Source organism: Rugamonas sp. FW305-51 (genome assembly GCF_058786935.1).
Map to the genome: position 1 here is coordinate 31,300 of NZ_JBYSZG010000008.1, position 17,162 is coordinate 48,461.

At 67.7% G+C, this 17,162-nt stretch carries 12 protein-coding genes; 8 read left to right on the plus strand and 4 right to left on the minus strand.

Annotated features, from left to right (window positions below):
• Positions 1-62: 62 nt before the first annotated feature.
• From narJ to AC3WOS_RS08065, 3 genes are read left to right on the plus strand one after another with little or no spacing between them, the layout of a single operon-like run.
• The gene (narJ, locus tag AC3WOS_RS08055) at positions 63-722 is read left to right on the plus strand and encodes a nitrate reductase molybdenum cofactor assembly chaperone (RefSeq protein ID WP_492715377.1); all 660 of its coding nucleotides are present in this window, start codon (positions 63-65) and stop codon (positions 720-722) included.
• Positions 723-733: 11 nt separating this feature from the next.
• On the plus strand, positions 734-1,417 hold the full coding sequence (gene narI / locus AC3WOS_RS08060; RefSeq protein WP_492715378.1) for a respiratory nitrate reductase subunit gamma: 684 nt from the start codon (positions 734-736) through the stop codon (positions 1,415-1,417).
• A 16-nt stretch (positions 1,418-1,433) separates the two neighbouring features.
• Positions 1,434-2,180 (plus strand): peptidylprolyl isomerase, encoded by a 747-nt coding sequence (locus tag AC3WOS_RS08065; protein ID WP_492715379.1) that lies wholly within the window; start codon positions 1,434-1,436, stop codon positions 2,178-2,180.
• Positions 2,181-2,298: 118 nt separating this feature from the next.
• Here AC3WOS_RS08065 and AC3WOS_RS08070 read toward each other — a convergent pair whose 3' ends face one another.
• Positions 2,299-6,165 (minus strand): DUF4214 domain-containing protein, encoded by a 3,867-nt coding sequence (locus tag AC3WOS_RS08070; protein ID WP_492715380.1) that lies wholly within the window; start codon positions 6,163-6,165, stop codon positions 2,299-2,301.
• 266 nt (positions 6,166-6,431) lie between these two features.
• Between AC3WOS_RS08070 and moaA the strand changes: the two genes are divergently transcribed.
• The 3 genes from moaA (at position 6,432) to AC3WOS_RS08085 (ending at position 10,263) form a co-directional block, all read left to right on the plus strand.
• Positions 6,432-7,406 (plus strand): GTP 3',8-cyclase MoaA, encoded by a 975-nt coding sequence (moaA, locus tag AC3WOS_RS08075; RefSeq protein WP_492715381.1) that lies wholly within the window; start codon positions 6,432-6,434, stop codon positions 7,404-7,406.
• A gap of 176 nt (positions 7,407-7,582) precedes the next feature.
• On the plus strand, positions 7,583-9,526 hold the full coding sequence (locus AC3WOS_RS08080; protein ID WP_492715382.1) for a type IV pili methyl-accepting chemotaxis transducer N-terminal domain-containing protein: 1,944 nt from the start codon (positions 7,583-7,585) through the stop codon (positions 9,524-9,526).
• Between the two features lie 62 nt (positions 9,527-9,588).
• Complete coding sequence (locus AC3WOS_RS08085) at positions 9,589-10,263, plus strand: response regulator (protein ID WP_492715383.1); 675 nt, start codon at positions 9,589-9,591, stop codon at positions 10,261-10,263.
• A gap of 235 nt (positions 10,264-10,498) precedes the next feature.
• Here the strand turns inward: AC3WOS_RS08085 and AC3WOS_RS08090 are convergent, their stop codons facing one another.
• Positions 10,499-10,759 (minus strand): heavy-metal-associated domain-containing protein, encoded by a 261-nt coding sequence (locus AC3WOS_RS08090; protein ID WP_492715384.1) that lies wholly within the window; start codon positions 10,757-10,759, stop codon positions 10,499-10,501.
• Between the two features lie 451 nt (positions 10,760-11,210).
• Here AC3WOS_RS08090 and AC3WOS_RS08095 point away from each other — a divergent pair, with 451 nt between their 5' ends.
• Positions 11,211-12,410: an NnrS family protein gene (locus AC3WOS_RS08095; RefSeq protein WP_492715385.1), complete on the plus strand. Its 1,200-nt coding sequence runs from the start codon at positions 11,211-11,213 to the stop codon at positions 12,408-12,410.
• A 54-nt stretch (positions 12,411-12,464) separates the two neighbouring features.
• Here the strand turns inward: AC3WOS_RS08095 and AC3WOS_RS08100 are convergent, their stop codons facing one another.
• Positions 12,465-14,390, minus strand: coding sequence for a diguanylate cyclase domain-containing protein (locus AC3WOS_RS08100; RefSeq protein ID WP_492715386.1), 1,926 nt, complete (start codon positions 14,388-14,390; stop codon positions 12,465-12,467).
• 387 nt (positions 14,391-14,777) lie between these two features.
• Between AC3WOS_RS08100 and AC3WOS_RS08105 the strand changes: the two genes are divergently transcribed.
• On the plus strand, positions 14,778-14,936 hold the full coding sequence (locus AC3WOS_RS08105; RefSeq protein WP_492715387.1) for a hypothetical protein: 159 nt from the start codon (positions 14,778-14,780) through the stop codon (positions 14,934-14,936).
• Positions 14,937-15,017: 81 nt separating this feature from the next.
• On the opposite strand, the gene AC3WOS_RS08110 is transcribed toward AC3WOS_RS08105, so the two are convergent.
• Entirely contained in the window at positions 15,018-17,129 is a 2,112-nt protein-coding gene (locus AC3WOS_RS08110; RefSeq protein ID WP_492715388.1) for a TonB-dependent receptor plug domain-containing protein, read from the minus strand.
• Positions 17,130-17,162 lie beyond the last annotated feature (33 nt).

Here is a 17,162-nt window from a genome sequence, read left to right on the forward strand (position 1 = left end):
CCCCCCCCCCCCCCCCCCCCCCGCCGCTCACCTGTGAGCACACCGAATACCAAGGAAGCAACATGAAAAGCTATCAAGTCTTATCCGCGCTGCTGCTCTATCCCGAGCAGGAACTGTGCGACGCGCTGCCGGAACTGCGGCAGGAGCTGGCCGGCCGGCCCGACTGGCAGGCCGGCCTGGAAGGGCTGTTCACGCACCTGGCCAGCACTCCGCTGATCGACCTGCAGCAGCAGTACGTGGCCACGTTCGACCGCAATCCTTCGCACTCGCTGCACCTGTTCGAGCATATCCACGGCGAATCGCGCGACCGCGGCCAAGCCATGGTCGACCTGCTGGGCGAGTACAGCAAGCATGGGCTGGAAATGGTCGGCAACGACCTGCCGGACTATGTGCCGCTGTTCCTCGAGTTCCTGTCGCAGCAGGAGCGCGAGGAGGGCCTGCGCCTGCTGGGCGACGCGGTCCACGTGCTGGCCTACCTGGGGCGCAAGCTCAAGGCCAACGCCAGCCCGTACGCCGCGCTGTTCGATCTGCTGGAAGCGGACAGCCCGGTGCCGGCCGAGGAACTGAGCGAGCCGCCCGTGCGCGACATGGACGAAGCGCTGGAAACCTTCGGCCCCGGTGCCGACGGCGTCGAGCCGCTGCTCAAGAACACGCTGGCCGGCGGCCCGCAACCGATTAACTTTTACCCCAAGGCTGCGGCCGCCGCGCCGCAGCGTGCCTGAAGGAGACTGCCGTGAACTATTTACACCAATTCCTGTTCGGGATTTATCCCTACATCGCCCTGGCCGTTTTCCTGCTCGGTAGCCTGGTGCGCTTCGACCGCGAACAATACACCTGGAAGTCCGAATCGAGCCAGACCCTGCACGGGGGCGCGCTGCGCCTGGGCAGCCCGCTGTTCCACGTGGGCGTGCTGGGCCTGTTCTTCGGCCACGCGGCCGGCCTGCTGACCCCGGTGGCCGTGTGGGACGCGCTGGGCGTGGAGCACGGCACCAAGCAGCTGATCGCGATGACGGCTGGCGGCATCATGGGCGCGTGCGCCATGGTCGGCCTGTTGCTGTTGCTGGCACGCCGCTTCTCCAACGACCGCGTGCGCGCCGTCACCACCTTCAAGGACAAGATCGTGCTGCTGTGGATCCTGGTCACGCTGACGCTGGGCCTGATCTCGATCGGCGCCTCGGCTTCGCACATGGACGGCCACATGATGGTGCTGCTCATGACCTGGGCCCAGCACGTGGTGACCTTCCGCGGCGACGCGGCCGGCTTCATCGAAACGGCGCCGCTGATCTTCAAGCTGCACCTGTTCATGGGCATGTCGCTGTTCGTGATCTTCCCGTTCACCCGGCTGGTGCACGTGTGGAGCGGTTTCGGCGCGGTCGGCTATCTGGGCCGCGCCTTCCAGCTGGTTCGTACCCGCTGATCTGACAGGAGACATCATGGGTATCGCCGTCAACGGAATCGAGGTCAGCGACCTCGCCATCGAGCAGGAACTGCCGCACCACAAGGACGCAGCCAATCCCCTCAAGCAGGCCGTGCACGAAGTGGTGCTGCGCCAGGTGCTGCTGCAGGAAGCGGACCGGCTGGGCATCGCCGGCGACACGGACGACGCCCGCGTGGAAGCGCTGTTCGAGCGCGCAGTGCGGGTGCCGGAAGTGGACGAGGCGGCGTGCCGCCGCTACTACCAGAGCCAGATCGCGCGTTTCTCGAGCGGTGCGCTGGTCGAGGCGCGCCACATCCTGTTCCAGGTCACGCCGACCGTGCAGCTGGACCTGGTGCGCCAGACGGCCGAGCTGATCCTGGCCGAGCTGCAAGCCCATCCCGAGCGTTTCGAGGAACTGGCGCGCCAGTACTCGAACTGCCCGTCGGGTGCCGTGGGCGGCAGCCTGGGCCAGCTGGCCCGGGGCCAGTGCGTGGCCGAATTCGAACAGCTGCTGTTCCGGCTGGCGCCGGGCGAGCTGGCCGGGCGCTTGCTCGAAACGCGCTTCGGCCTGCACATCGTGCAAGCGATGCGCCGCATCGAAGGCGAAGCCTTGCCGTTCGAGGCCGTGCAGGCCCAGATCGCCGACGAGCTGCAACGCCAGTCGTGGCAGCGCGCGCTGCACCAGTACCTGCACATCCTGGTGGGGCAGGCCGAGATCGAAGGGGTGGAGCTGGAAGGGGCCGATTCGCCGCTGGTGCAATAAGCCGGCTGGCCAGATTCAACAGGGGAGACGCTGCGGCGTCCGCGTACGCGCGGACGCCGTTGTCGTTTTCGAACTGGCTTGGGAGAGGCGGCGCGGCGGCATGCCGCGCCATGGGCCATCAGGCCAGGTCGGCTGCGCCTAGCTGGCTGGTGTTCACGCCGACCAGGGTGGCCAGGTGGAGCAGTTCGCCGGCGTCCACCAGCAGGTTGCCGTTGTGGTCGGCCGCGGCCGTCGCGCCCGCGGCCGCCGGGCCGAACAGCCAGGCCTGGGTATTGCCGCCGGCGTCCTGGCCGATGAAGGTCGCATGTTCGGCCAGCGTGCCGGCCGCCGTGTAGGCGCGGTTGATGGCGGCCGCGGCGGCGGCGGCAGAGCCGTCGCCCATGCTGCCGACCTGGATCACGTAGCCGTGGGCCGCGTCGAAATTGAGGCTGGCCCCCGCCACATGACTGGCGCTGCCGTTCAGCAGGGTGGGCTGGCCTGCCGCCGCGCCATAGGACAGGTGCAAGGTGGCGCCCGCGCCCGGCAGGAAATTGGTGATCACCGTATCGCTGCCGCCCAGCAGGTCGACCCGGTCGGCGCCGGCCGTGTGCACCGTGTTGCCGGCGCCGTCGGTGGTGATCGTGGCGTGGCCGGTGCTGAACACCTGGTTGCCGTCGCTGTGGACCTGGAGCTTGACGATGGCGCCGGACAGGGTGACGCTTTGGGCCGCCATGCCCCGTGCCAGGGTCAGGGTGGCTGCGCTCAGTGTCTCGCCGCCCACCGTGACGCCGGCGCCGATGGTGGCCGGGTCGATCAAGCCCGTATTGACGTTGCCGTTGGCCAGGCCCTGGGTCAGCACGGTGCGGGCGGCCAGCAGCATGGCGCCATCCGCGTAACCGCCCTTGCCGGTGTCGATCAGCCAGCCATCCTGGTGGCCCGGCATGGCGTGGGTGTTGGCTTCATCCTCATGGCTCAGGGCGAAGGCCACCAGCATATTGGCCCGGCTGCCGCCGTTGGCCAGTGCGTTCAGCCAGTAACCGAGGCCGCCGCTGTCCGGGGCGCGGTGCAGGACGTTCTGGTACAGGGCCGTCACGAAGGCCTGGTCGCCGCTGCCGCCGTGGTCGGGCGCGCTGGCGGCGGCAAACCGGGTCTTGAATTCGCCGGAGGCGGCAAAGGCGCCGGCGATGTCGGACAGCGTGGCGCCGCTGGCCAGCGCCGTTTCCCAGTATTCCAGGCCGGCCAGGTCGGGCAGGCGGCCCAGCGCGGCCACGTACAGTTCGGCCACGGCGGCGTCGTGGCCGTCGGCGATGAAATACATGTCCGGGTAATTGCCATCGGTCCCCGTGCGGGCGCCGTCGAACACGATGTAGCGGGCGCCGGTGATGGTGACGGCCTTGCCGAAGTCGGCATCGCCGGCCGCCACGTTCCTGATCTCGAGCTGGCCCGTGCCGTCGAGGCGCACGGCGTAATGGTCGCGCGCCTGGTCCAGCACCACGGCGTGGTAGCCCTGGCCCAGCGTGGCGCTCTGGAAACCGATCACGGCGTTGGTGCCGGCCGGGATGGCGGCGCCGGCGACGAGCGGCAGATCGCGCGCCTGCTCTGCGCGGGTGGCATCTTGCTGGACCACGAAACGGGCGACGCTGGCGTTCACGCCGGCCACCGCAAGCCGGTAGGGCGTGGCGATGGCATGCAGTACGCCGGCGTCGGCCACCAGTTGGGCTGCCGTCAGCGCCAGTGCCGGCGCCTGGGCGTCGGTCAGCTGTACGCCCGACAGCTTGCCCTGGGCGGCCAATGCCTGCAGGCCGTCCAGATGGGCAAGCACGCTGGCGGCGCTGCCGCTGACCGTGGCCGCGGCCAGATGGCTGCCCAGGGTGGCGCCGAGCTGGCCCACGTCCGTCGGCGCCACGTCCGTCACCGTCACGCTGTAGTTGCCGGACAGGGTGGCCAGCACGCCGCGGTCTTGGGCGTACTGGGCGGCGGTGATGGTTTGCCGTTGCGGGACGCTGTCGTTGACCTCGATGGCGCTGGCCCGTCCTGCGCGCAGCAGCGCCTGCAGGCCGTCGAGCTGCTCGAAGATGGCGGCCGCGCTGTCCGATACGGCGCCGATGGCGGCGAACTGGCCGTTGGCGTAATTTTGCAGCGTGTGGGCCACGTCGGCCCCGCCCACATGGATCAGCACTTGCTGGTCGCCGCCCCAGCCGTGGCCATGGTAGGCGTCCAGCAGCAGCTGGACCGTGCCGGCGCTGGACGGCGCCCGGTAGCTGACCAGTTTCATGTCGGCGGCGCTGAACTCGTATTGTCCCGGTTCGGCGCCGGTCCACAGGTTGTGCGCGCCATTGAGTTCGATGCTGCCGCCCTCGCCGGGCCGCAGCAGTACCGAATAGATGGTCTGGTCGAAGCTGGCGCCATCGAGCTGGAACAGGCTGGCAAGGGCGACGCTGCCGCCGGGAGCGACGGTGGTGTTGGCCTTGGGCAGCAGCAGGGTATCGCCGGAGAAGGCGTCGAAGGTCCAGGCGACGTCGGTGGCCGCGCTCCACTGCTGACCCAGCTGGGCCTGGATGGAGAGGGTGGCGTCACCGGACATCATCGTGCCCCCGAACCGCAGCTTGGCCAGGTCGGCGGCAGCGATCACGACGTCGCCGGCGGCACGCTGTTGGGCCGTGGCCAGGTCGGTGGCCCCGTTCAGGTGCAAGCTGCCGTCGCCGCTGACGTGGAACAGGTAGTGGCTCACCGGCAGCGCGTCGGGATTAACGACGGAGAACAGGGGCGCGACGGCCACCTGCGCAAACAGGCCCAGATGGAAACTGGTGGCGGCCGGCTGGATCACTGGTATGCCGCCAGCGTTCGCGACGGCCACCGCACCGCCTTCGAACCACATGTCCAGCATCGATACTTCGAACTGGGCCTTCCAGTCCTGGCGGGCGCTACTGTTGCCCCAGGGGTTGCGGACGATGAAGTTGCCGGTGGCGTCATCGTAGCCCAGGATCGCGAACGCGTGCGAACCGACCAGCAAGGTTTGCCCTGCGCTGTCGTAGGTGGTGCGGCCATTGCTCGCCGTCTCCAGCACCACGTCGCGGTGCTCGGCCAGGGCGCGCACCAGCGCAGCCTTCTGGTTGGTCCAGTTGAGGGCCTCGGTGGAATAGTAGGTGACGTTGCCGTCGGTCATGGCAGGCAGGACTATGCCGGTCGTGTTGCCGTCGATGTTGGCGTAGCTGTTGACCTTGGGATGGCCGACCATGCCCGTCTCGCTCAATTGTGCGTACGCCTTTTCGATCAGCGGGGCCCACAGCGCCTTTTCCTGCAGGGCGCCATTGTGCGCGTAGACCAGCGCGCCATTGGCGTTGACGGGCAACTGGCCGTTCACCGTGACCCATACTTCGTTGCCATTCAGGTAGAAACGCACGCCGTAGCTGCCATTGCCGTTATCGACGATCATCGAGCGCAGCAGGTCGGGGTGGTTGCTGACCATCGCTATCATGCTGGCGCACACCACACAATCGCCCACCGCGCCCTGTGCCACGTCGACGATGGCGGCCGCGCCGCTGCTGCCGTACAACGGCCCCGTGGTCGTCGCGTAGTGGGGTTGGGCCGGGTCGGGCTTGCCGTCCGTCAGCGCCGTCGGGTCGGGCAGGTCCTTGCCCAGGAACCATTTTGCCGTCAGTGCGTTGAGCTGGGCCGCTGTGCTGCCAGCCTGCAGGTTGCCGAGCGGCGTCGCCGTGCTGGCGCCGCCATGCCAGCTGACGTTGGCCGGGTTGCCCAGCACCGCCTGCAGGAAGATGTCGGCCACGTAGCTCGATGTCTTCAAGCCGTTGTTCAAGTGGGCCGCCACCGTGCGCAAGCCTTGCAGTTCCGCGGCGGTGAGCGTGCCGTCCCGGGTGACGTCGGCCAGCAGTTGCAGCGCTTCGGTATAGCTGAGCGCACCGTCGGCCGCCAGGCCGGTTAAATCGGCGCGCAGTGCGGCGTCGGGCACGGTGGGTATCCAGGTAGTGGGGGCGGACGAGGTCAAACGGGGCTCCTAGGTCGAATGGCATGGACGCGATGGCGGGCGCGCCGGGTGCAGCCGTTGCGCCGGGCAGGGCGCATGGGCGCGACGATGTTACTTTAATAGAATAATATTCTATTAGGCAACTAATTGCAATGGAGAAATAACACTTGTTGGCGTTACATGGCGGACTAGTGCTTATGGACTAGACGGCCTAAGTCGTCATGGCCATCGGCAAACGGCGGGCGGACCGCTACAATTTCCCTATTGAATATGAACTGGAGGCTGCGATGTTAAGCGACCGCTTTGGCCGGTCCATCGACTACCTGCGCGTTTCCGTGACGGACCGTTGCGACCTGCGCTGCACGTACTGCATGCCCAAGGATTTCAAGGATTTCGAGGACCCGCCTGACTGGCTCAGTTTCGACGAGCTGGAACGGGTGGTGGCCGCGTTCGCGCGGCTGGGCACGCGGCGGGTGCGCCTGACGGGCGGCGAACCGCTGATGCGCCGCCATCTGCCGCAACTGGCGAGCCGCCTGTCGGCGTTGCCGGGGCTGCAAGACTTGTCGCTGTCGACCAACGCCACCCAGCTGGCGCGCCACGCGGGCGCCCTCAAGATGGCCGGCATCAGCCGCATCAACGTCAGCCTCGATTCGCTGGACCGCGACTGCATGGCCCGCATCACGGGGCGCGACAGCCTGCCGCAGATCCTGGCCGGGCTGGAAGCGGCCAAGGCGGTGGGTTTCGACCCCATCAAGATCAACATGGTGGCCATGCGCGGCGTGAACGACCAGGAGATCGACGCCATGGTGGAGTTCTGCATCCGCCACGCCTTCGTGCTGCGCCTGATCGAGGTGATGCCCATGGGCGCGACGGGCAAGGATGCCTCCTATCTGGGGCTGGACGCGGTGCAGCGCCATTTGCAGGACAAGTTCGGCCTGGTGCCGCAGGCGCTGGAGCTGGGCGGCGGCCCGGCCCGCTACCTGGCCACGCCGGACGGGCGCAGCAGCATCGGCTTCATCACGCCCATGTCGCAGCATTTCTGCGCCACCTGCAACCGGGTGCGGCTGGCCGTCGATGGCACGCTCTACCTGTGCCTGGGGCAGGAGGAAAAATTCGAGCTGCGGCCCCTGCTGCGGGGCGGGGCCAGCGATGCGGAACTGGAGCAGGCGATCCGCGCCGCCATCGAGCTCAAGCCGCAGCAGCACGATTTCGGCCGCCAGCCGGAAAAGATTATCCGCTTCATGTCGCAAACGGGCGGCTGAACGGGGCGGACAAGGCGGCGGCCGGGCGCGCCGCGTGTATACTGGGCAGTGCCCGGTGAGCGCCGGGGCGGCCATGCCGCAATGAGAGGAGACAGGATGGAACAAGTAGTGGACCAGGGCCGGACCCGGGCGCAACGCGCACCGGGCGCTAGCCCGTGGGCGCGCGGAGGGCGGGCATGATGGGCGCGCCTAACCTGTTTGCGGCCTGGCAGAAGCTGTCGACCAAGATCGTGGGCGTGCTGCTCAGTTTCCTGGTGGTGGCCTTGATGGTGATCGGCTCCACGCTGTTCCTGTCGTGGCAGCTCGAGGGCAGCGCCGCCGCCATCAACGTCACGGGCAGCCTGCGCATGAACAGCTACCGGCTCAGTTTCGTCATGGGCGAACTGGCCGACGCCGGCGCCCGCAGCGCCGCCCGCGACGAGGCGCGCTACCAGCTGGCCGCCATCGAACAGACCCTGCAGCAGCTGCGCCAGGGCGACCCCCAGCGGCCCCTGTTCCTGCCGCCGTCGGCCACCATCCGCAACGCTTTCACCACCGTCAACGAGCGCTGGCACGACACACTGCAACCGGCCGCGCTGGCCCTGCTGCAGCGCGACGACGCCGGCCTGGCCGACACGCGCGCCTTCCATACCCAGGCCGAGCGCTTCGTGATCCAGGTCAACGGCCTGGTGCAGCTGATCGAGCAGGACAGCGAGCAGCGCACCTTCTGGCTGCGGGCCTCGCAGCTGTTGCTGCTGGCGCTGGCCATGGTGGGCACGGTGTCCATCATTTACCTGATGTTCAACCTGATCGTCAATCCCGTCACCAGCCTGCAGGAGGGCATGGAGCGCATGCGCGAGCAGGATTTCGAAGTGCGGCTGCCGGTCGACACGCAGGACGAATTCGGCCAGCTGGCCCAGGGCTTCAACCTGATGGCCGACAAGCTGCAAAGCCTGTACGGCAACCTGGAACAGCTGGTCCAGACCAAGACGGCGGCGCTGGAAGACCAGAACCGGGAACTGGCGCTGCTGTACGACAGCGCCGCCTTCCTGCAGCAGCCGCAGCCGGCCGAATCGCTGTGCGACGGCTTCATGAAGCGCATCAGCGCCTACTTCCATGCGGACGGCGGCTCCGTGCGCGTGCTCGACCCCATCCGCGGCAACCTGCACATGCTGGTCCACCACGGCATCTCCGACCAGCTGGTCAAGACCGAGCACTGCCTGAAGGTGGGCGACTGCCTGTGCGGCGAAGCGGTGGCCAAGAAGATCGCCGTGGTGCATGACTTGCGCCGCATCGACGACAGCCACAAGTTGCAATGCCACCAGGAAGGCTTCGTCACGGTGTCCGTGTTCCACATCTATGCGCAGCGCCAGCACCTGGGCTTTTTCAACCTGCACTTCCGCAAGCCCGTCACCTTCAACCAGCGTGAGACGGCCTTGCTGGAAACGCTGGGCCAGCTGCTCGGCACGGCCATCGAGAACCAGCGCCTGGCCGCGCGCGAGCGCGAGATGGCCATATCCGAAGAGCGCAACCTGGTGGCCCAGGGCCTGCACGACAGCATCGCCCAGGGCTTGAACTTCCTCAACCTGCAGGTGCAGATGCTGGACCAGTCGGTGCAGCAGCAGCAGTTCGGCGACGTGGCCGAGATCGTGCCGCTGCTGCGCACGGGCGTGGAGGAGAGCTACCAGGATGTGCGCGAACTGCTGCACAATTTCCGCACCCGGCTCGAGCAGGGCAACCTGGTGACGTCGCTGGAAACGACCATCGACAAGTTCCAGCGCCAGAGCGGCATCGAGGCCGTGCTGGTGGCCGACAGCGACGGCGCGCCATTCCCCCGCGAGCAGCAGCTGCAACTGCTGTTCATCGTGCAGGAAGCGCTGTCGAACGTGCGCAAGCATGCCATGGCTACCCGGGTCGAAGTGCGCTTGCAGGACCAGTACGATTTCGTGCTCAGCATCAGCGACAACGGCGCCGGTTTCGATACCGAATCCTTGCCGGGCAAGGGCGAGAGCCACGTGGGCATCCACATCATGCGCGAGCGGGCGCAACGCATCCACGCCCAGCTGGCCGTCAGCTCCGTGGTCGGCGGCGGCACCACCGTCACGCTGCGCCTGCCGCGCCAGCAACGGCGCGCCGCCTGAGCCCGCACCTGAGCCCGCACCTTAGCCATACTTTTACCCAATCGCAGAGAGGCACAGCCACAATGGAAGCTAGCAGCAACCCGATCACCGTCCTGCTGGTCGACGACCACACCCTGTTCCGCAGCGGCATACGCCTGCTGCTGCAGCGTAACCCGGAATTTGCCGTGGTGGGCGAGGCGGCCGACGGGGTGGAGGGCATCAAGCGCGCCCAACAACTGAAGCCGCAGGTGATCCTGCTGGACTTGAACATGCCCGGCATGTCGGGCGTGGAAACGCTGCAGCTGCTGCTGCAGGATTGCCCCGAGAGCGCCGTCGTCATGCTGACCGTGTCGGAAGATGCGCACGACCTGTCGGTGGCGCTCAAGGCGGGCGCCTCGGGCTACCTGCTGAAGAATATCGACGCCGACTACCTGACGCGGGCCATCCGGCGCGCGGCGGCCGGCGAGACGGTGGTGGCGGAGGCCATGACGGCCAAGCTGGTGGCCCAGCTGCATGGCGGCAGCGACGCGCCGGTGGCGTCCGAAATCGACAAGCTGACGCCGCGCGAAAAGGAAATCCTCGCCTGCCTGGCGCGCGGCGAGAGCAACAAGCTGATCGCCCGCTCGCTGGACCTGGCCGAAAGCACGGTCAAGATCCACGTGCAGAACGTGTTGAAGAAGCTCAAGCTGAGCAGCCGGGTGCAGGCGGCCGTGTTCGCCGTCGAGCATCGCCTGATGGGCGCCGGCGGCGAGCGCTAGGCGCCTGCTGGAGGCGGGCCGTCAGGCGCCGGGCGGGTGCCGGCGCTTGCTCGTCCGATGATGAACGGACGGCGGGCCTATGGTAGCTGGATGGTAATCCAGTGATCAGTGCGCAAAGCACGGGCAAAGCACGGCAAAGAACGGGCGATGTCACGGTGCGGTGCAATCCATGCGCGGCCAAGGGATGGTCGCCGCGCAGGCAAGGCGCGGACGGCGGGGCCGTCCGCCTGTGCGGTCAGCCGCCGCAGCAACCGCCGCAGCAACCGCCGGCCTTTTCGGCCTGCTCGCCGGAGCGGGCCTGGTAGCCGGCGCGGGCCAGGCTGTTGATCAGGTAGGGTTGCGACGTGTGGCGCTCGTCGAACTTGAGGCTGGCCTGGCTGTTGAGCAGCGAGACGCGCACGTCGCTCACGCCGGTGATGTTGTTGAGGACGAGCGTGACGAGGTCGGCGCAAGCTTCACCGTTCATGCCGTCAATTTTCAAAGTAGCGTTTTGCATGGCGAACTTCCTTCATAAGAAATCAGGGGACGGCGCAGGCGGCGTATCGGCCGCGGCGACGTCGGGAAGTTGTAGCGTAAGGGAAGCGGCGTCCCGCGTCGATACGGAAACGGGCGTAGCGGCCGGAAAATTTGTTTTCCTTGATTCAAATCATCCGCTTGCGCGGGGCGCCTTCACAAGGGTTGCGCCCGCACACACAATGGGCGGGCCAGCCTGACCTAAACAGCGCTGGCCGCGCGGGGAGTGTGGTGTTGCATCCTTGTTGCCGCATAAAAATGCGCCTTTGCGTGCCATGCGTCGCGCCAAGGCGGGGTTGCCAATCCTCGCGATAGCTCGCTATCGCTCCGGTTGGCGCCTAGCCTGGCGCGCAAACGCATCATTTTTATAAGCGGCCCCAAGAATGCAACACCACACTAGCGGCCTGCAACCTTAGCATCAGCGAGTATCCATCATGAGCCTGTTACACATAGACGAACCTCTTCCGGCCAGCACGCCGGCCCCCTGGCAGATGGCCCATCCGCTGTGGCGGCTGGGCTTCCGCCCGTTCTACCTGCTGGCGGCCGTGTTCGCCGCGCTCAGTATCCCGCTGTGGATCGCCCAGTACTACGGCGTGTTGCACGCGGCCCATATCGACGCCGGCTGGCACATGCACGAGATGGTGTTCGGCATGGTGACGGCGGTGGTGATCGGTTTCCTGTTCACCGCCGCCCGCAACTGGACCGGCCTGTGGACGCCCGTGCGTGGCCACCTGGCGGCCCTGGCCGGCCTGTGGCTGGCGGGCCGGCTGGCCATGCTGTGGGCGCCGCCGGCGCTGGCGGCCGCCGTCGACTGGCTGTTCCTGCCGCTGGCCGCCTGGCCTCTGTTCCGCGTGATGCAGCAGTCCAACAACAAGCGCAATTACTTCCTGGTCGGCCTGCTGGCCTTGCTGGCCGTGGCCAACGCCCTGTTCCATGCCGCCACGCTGGGCTATGTGACGCTGGCCCAGGCGGCGCCGGTACAGGCGGCCATCCTTGTGATCGTCGTCATGGAATCGGCCATCGGCACCCGTGTGCTGCCCATGTTCACCCGCAACGGCGCGCCCGGCACCGACCCCGTGGTGCGCCCCATGCGCGACCGTGTGTCACTGGGCCTGCTGGCCGCCACCGGCCTGGCCTGGGTGGCTGGCCTGCCGGGCTGGCTGACGGCGCCGCTGGCGCTGGCCGCCGGCGCCCTGGTGCTGGTGCGCCTGGCCGGCTGGCAGCCGCACAAGGTGTGGCACGTGCCGCTGCTGTGGGTGCTGCACCTGTCGTACGCCTGGATCGCCGTGGGCTGCTTCCTGCTGGCCGGCGCCGCGCTGGGCTGGTTGCCCACCAGTGCCGCCTTCCACGCGCTGACGGTCGGTTCCATGGCCGGCCTCATCATCGGCATGATCACGCGCACCACGCTCGGTCACACGGGCCGTCCGCTCAAGGCGGGCCGGGCCGAGTTCACCATGTTCGCACTGATACAGGGCGGCGCGCTGGTCCGTGTGCTGGCCGCCCTCACCACGGACGGCGTGCGCGACGGCGCCTTGCTGCTGAGCGCCGCGTGCTGGACGGTGGCCTTCGTGGCCTACGTGATCGTGTACCTGCCTTATCTGAGCAGCGCGCGGGTGGACGGCGCGGCCGGCTGACGGCCGGCGTCGAGCCGGGGTTCAGCCGAAGTTCAGCCGAAGTTTAGCCGAAGTTCAGCCGGGCGGCGCCGCGCGCTGGGTGGACTGCACCGTCATCCCGGGCCGGTAGAAGTAGTAGGCGCCGCGGCCGCTGGCCTTGGACACATACATGGCCGCGTCCGCGTGTTTCAACAGCGTGGCGGGATCCGGGCCGTCGGCCGGATAGCAGGCGATGCCGATCGAGGCGCCCACCGTCAAGGTGTGGGAGCCCAGCACCATGGGCAGGCTGAGGCTGGCCAGCAGTTTCTCGGCCACGTTGACGTAGGTGACGCCGTCGTCCACCTGTTCCAGCAGCACGACGAATTCGTCACCGCCGATGCGGGCCACCGTATCGGACTGGCGCACGCCGTGGCTGAGGCGTTGGGCCACTTCCTGCAGCAGCTGGTCGCCCACCTCGTGGCCCAGGGTGTCGTTGATGGGCTTGAAGTTGTCGAGGTCGATGAACATCACGCCCAGGCCGCGGCCGTCCCGTTCCGCCGCGCTCATGCCCTGGGTCATGCGATCGAGCAGCAGGGCGCGGTTGGGCAGGCCGGTGAGCGGGTCGTGGAAGGCCATGTGACGCATGCGTTCGTCGCCGGCCCGCAGCTCTGTCACGTCGTTCGACACGCTCACATAGCGCAGCGGCTTGCCGGCCGCGTCCTTGATGAGGGAAACGCTGAGCCATTCCAGGTAAGACTCGCCATCCTTGCGGCGGTTCCACAGTTCGCCGCGCCATTGGCCTGTGCTGCTGAGCTGCTCGAACATGGCGCGGTAAAACTCGCGTCCATAACGCCCGGACTTGAGCAGCCGGGGTTTGCGTCCTATCGCTTCGGCCGCGCTGTAGCCCGTCACGGCCGTGAAGGCCGGGTTGACGGAAATGATGGTGCCGTCGATCTCGGTCACCATCACGGCATCTTTGGTGTGCTGGTAGACGCTGCCGGCCAGCGACAGTTCCGTGTTGGCCAGGCGCAGGGCCTGCTCGGCCCGGTCGCGGGCCCGCACGCTGCCCAGGATCAGCCAGGTCATGGCCGCCAGGGCCAGCGACACGGCCGTCATGATGGCGAAGGTGGCCTGGCGCTGGCGCTGGGCCCCGGCCAGGATTTCATCGAGCGGCAGGGCGGTGACGAAATTGAGGTGGTACTGGGGCAGCTTGCGGTAGCCATACAGGCGGGGCACGCCGTCGAGCACGGCCACCTTCTGGAAATTACCCAGCAGGGGGGCGCCCGGGGCCAGGTAGGGCGCCATCGGCAGCGAGCGGCCCATGTATTCGCGCCAGTCCGGCGCGCGGGCCATGATTTCACCGCTGTCGCGCACAATCACGGCCACCCCGTGGCGGCCCATGGACAGCGTGTCGTAGAAGCGGCTGAACAGCTCGGGGGCCACGGAGATGATGATGATGCCGTCGAAGCGGCCGTCGCGCAGCAGGGGCCGGGTGAATTGCAGCGACCATTTGCCCGAAGCGCGGCCCAGCACGGGCTTGCTGATAAACAGGCTGCTGCTGTGGACTTCCCGGTGCACGAGAAAGTGTTCGCGGTCGGCCAGGCTGATCCGCTCCCCCTGACGCTGGATGGTGGAGTACACCACCAGGCCGCTGCGGTCCGTCACCGCCACCTGGATCGCCACGTCGTCCACGTCTTGCTGGTGGCGCAGGATGTCTGCCTCGAACTCGTCCGGGTGCAGGGTCCAGGTGCGGGCCAGCTCCAGCAGGATCAGGTCGATGCGCTTGATGGTCGACAGGGTATTTTCCGCATAGGCCTGGGACAGGCCGCGCATTTCCACCTCGGCGCTGGCCAGGTCCAGCTCGGCGCGCCGGTCCAGCGCCAGCAAGGTAAAGCCCCACAGGGCAGCCAGCGCCACGATCAGCAGCGCGGCGAACTGCAGGCGCAGCGCGCCGGCCACGCGGGCCGGCGCATGCGCTTCGGCCGGCGCACTGCTGGCCGGCGGGACGGGCGGTGCGGACATGCTGCTCCTTTCGGCGCCGACGGTGCCATGCCTGTCGTCGCGCGCAGGCTGGGGCGGTGCGCGGCGAAATTGTCAAGAGAGTAACTTTTATTGCCCTGGAATCATCGATCGTACCGGTGAATTGTCCAGGGCACAACCGTTTTCGGCGCGGCAATTGATACGGCGGTCCGCCCGCTCGCAAAATTGTAACAGTGTCGGGCCCGCCATGGCGCGACGGCGTGCGGAATGCCTGCTGGCAAGCGGCGTGCCGCGCCAGCATGCGGCAAGTCAGGAAATGGGGGAATAGGCGGGTGCAAGGCTTGCTGTTTGTCGCATCAGTGGCGTACGCCACGGCGCATGATGGTGCTGTACAGTATCACTAAGTGATCTACAGCCAGTGAGGCGATCATGGAACAGCAGCCGACCCAGACCACGCACCCGACCAAGCAGGCCGTGCGCGAGTTGATGCAACGCCGCCGCAGCGAGCATACGCCGCCGCCACCGCCGGAACGGGTGCGGCAGGAGCTGGGCTGGTGGCTGATACCGGAAAACCGCTCCGCGACCTGAATGCGCCGGCCACGGGGCCGGGCTTGGGTGGGCGTTGGCCGCGGCCGGGGCAGGCGCCGCAGCGCGCCGCCCCGTTCCCTTTTACAACTTGTAGACCGCCTGCAGCGCCAGCGCGCGCGGCGCCATGGGCAGGTCGTGCGGCAGGGCCAGGCCGGGCGCCAGGCTCGGTTCGCGCACGTCGGCGTTGAACAGGTTGCGCACGGTGGCCGTGAAGTTCCACTGCTCACGGCCGTGGCGGGTGGACAGGCTCAGGTCCACCGTCTTGTAGTCGGCGATGGGGGCGCGCGCGTCGCCGGCGGCGCGGTGACGGTCGGCCACCCAGTTCAGCTGTGTGCTGAGCAGGTAGGCACCGGCGAACTGCCAGTCGGCCCGGCCGAACAGGTGGTGGTGGGGCGCATAGCCGGCATCGCGGCCGGTGGCCGCATCGACCGATTTCTGCCACGCGTAGTTGCCCAGCAGGCGCAAGTCGCGGTTCACCGTCCAGCTCGACTCGAGTTCCAGGCCGTGGCCCGTCTGGTCGCCCGTGTTGGCGTAGGTGGCGCCTGTACCGGCCACCGCGTTGGGCACGGTGCGGATGATGTTGCGCATGTCGTAGCGGTAGAAGGTCGCGTTGACCAGGGCGTCGGCGCGGGCCTGCCAGGCCAGCGACGCTTCGGCCGTGCCGTTCGTTTCCGGCCGCAGGTTGGGGTTGCCCAGTGCGACAGGGTTGGTGATGCTGTAACTCTCGTTGAAGGACGGGGCGCGGAAGGCGCGGCCGTACAGCAGCTTGGCCGTCAGGTCGTAGCTGGCGTCCCACACCAGGGCCAGGCGGGGATTGGTGGTGCCGCCGAAGTCCGAGTAGCGGTCATGGCGCACGCCGGCCGTCAGGTTCCAGTCCTTGGCCAGATTCCATTCATCCTGCAGGTACAGGTAGTCGAGCCGGCGGTGTTGCGGGAAGATGAAGGGATTGGTGTCGGAAAAATCGACCACGGCCGGCAGCGGGATGGGCGCGCCGTTGGGCGCATAGGTGAAATTGCGCGTCTCGTGGGTGTGGTACATATTCAGGTCGTCGTGCCCGCCGCCGATGCGCACGCGGTGCTGCTCGAAGCCCGTGTAGTCGGCGTAGGCGGCCAGCCGCACCTGGCGTTCGGTGGTGTCCGGCCCGCCCAGCATGCCGTTGGGGAAGGCGCCGCTGGGCAGCACCGTGCCCGGCGGCAGCAGCTGGAAGTCGACCGGGATCTGCTGCATGTACTGCAGCGTGTTCAGGCTGGCACCCAGGCCCCAGTCGGGACGGAACTGGGGATCGGCCCAGCTCACGCCGCCCGTAATGCGTTCGCTTTTCTGCTGGCCCACGGGGTCGAGCGCGGAGGCGATGCCGGCGCCCGTGCCCAGGTCGTCGCGCAGCTTGTAGCCGAAGCGTGCCCGCCACTTGTCGTAGCCCAGTTCCAGGTTGGCGTCCACCGCCTTGTTGCCCACGTTGACGGACCCCGGCGCCAGGCTGGCATGGGTGCCGAACAGGCGATCGTTGCGGCTCTGGGCGTCGGCGTCGATGATGCTCTTGAAGCCGTCCGTCTGGCCCACCCGCAGATAGGCCGACACGTCCACCGGGCCGGCCTTGCCGCCGTGCTGCACCCAGCCGTCGTACGTGTGGAAGGCGCCGCCGCGGGCGCCCAGTTCCGTGCCCTGGGTCTCGGCCGCGCTCTTGGTGATGATGTTGATGACGCCGGAGAAGGCGTCCGAGCCGTACAGGGCCGAGCCGGGACCGCGGATGATTTCGATGCGGGCGATGTGTTCGACCGGATAGCCGCCCCACAGATTGCCCTTGTTGCCCTGGTAAATGGTGGTGACGGGCACGCCGTTCTGCATCACCAGCAACTGGGGCAGGTAGGCGGCGAAGATGCCGCGCACCACGTACAGGGGCGCGTAATTGTTGGCGCTGCGGGCCACGTGGATGCCGGGCACCGTTTCCAGCACCTGGTCCAGGTCGGTTGCGCCCATGGCGGCGATGTCGGCCGCCGTGATCACGGAGGCCACGGCCGGCGCCCGGCGCAGGGCCTGGACGTTGCCGGTGGCGATGCTGACGCTGTCGTTGTCGCCATAAACCAGCGTCAATTCCTCTTCTTCGCTGGAGGGTTGCGGTTGCGCCTGGGCCAGGGCAACGGGAACGGTCAGTGCGGCTGCCAGGCAGAAACGGTACGCATGCGACGACTTCAAAATCGTGTCTCCTGTGTAGATGAGTTTTTGCAT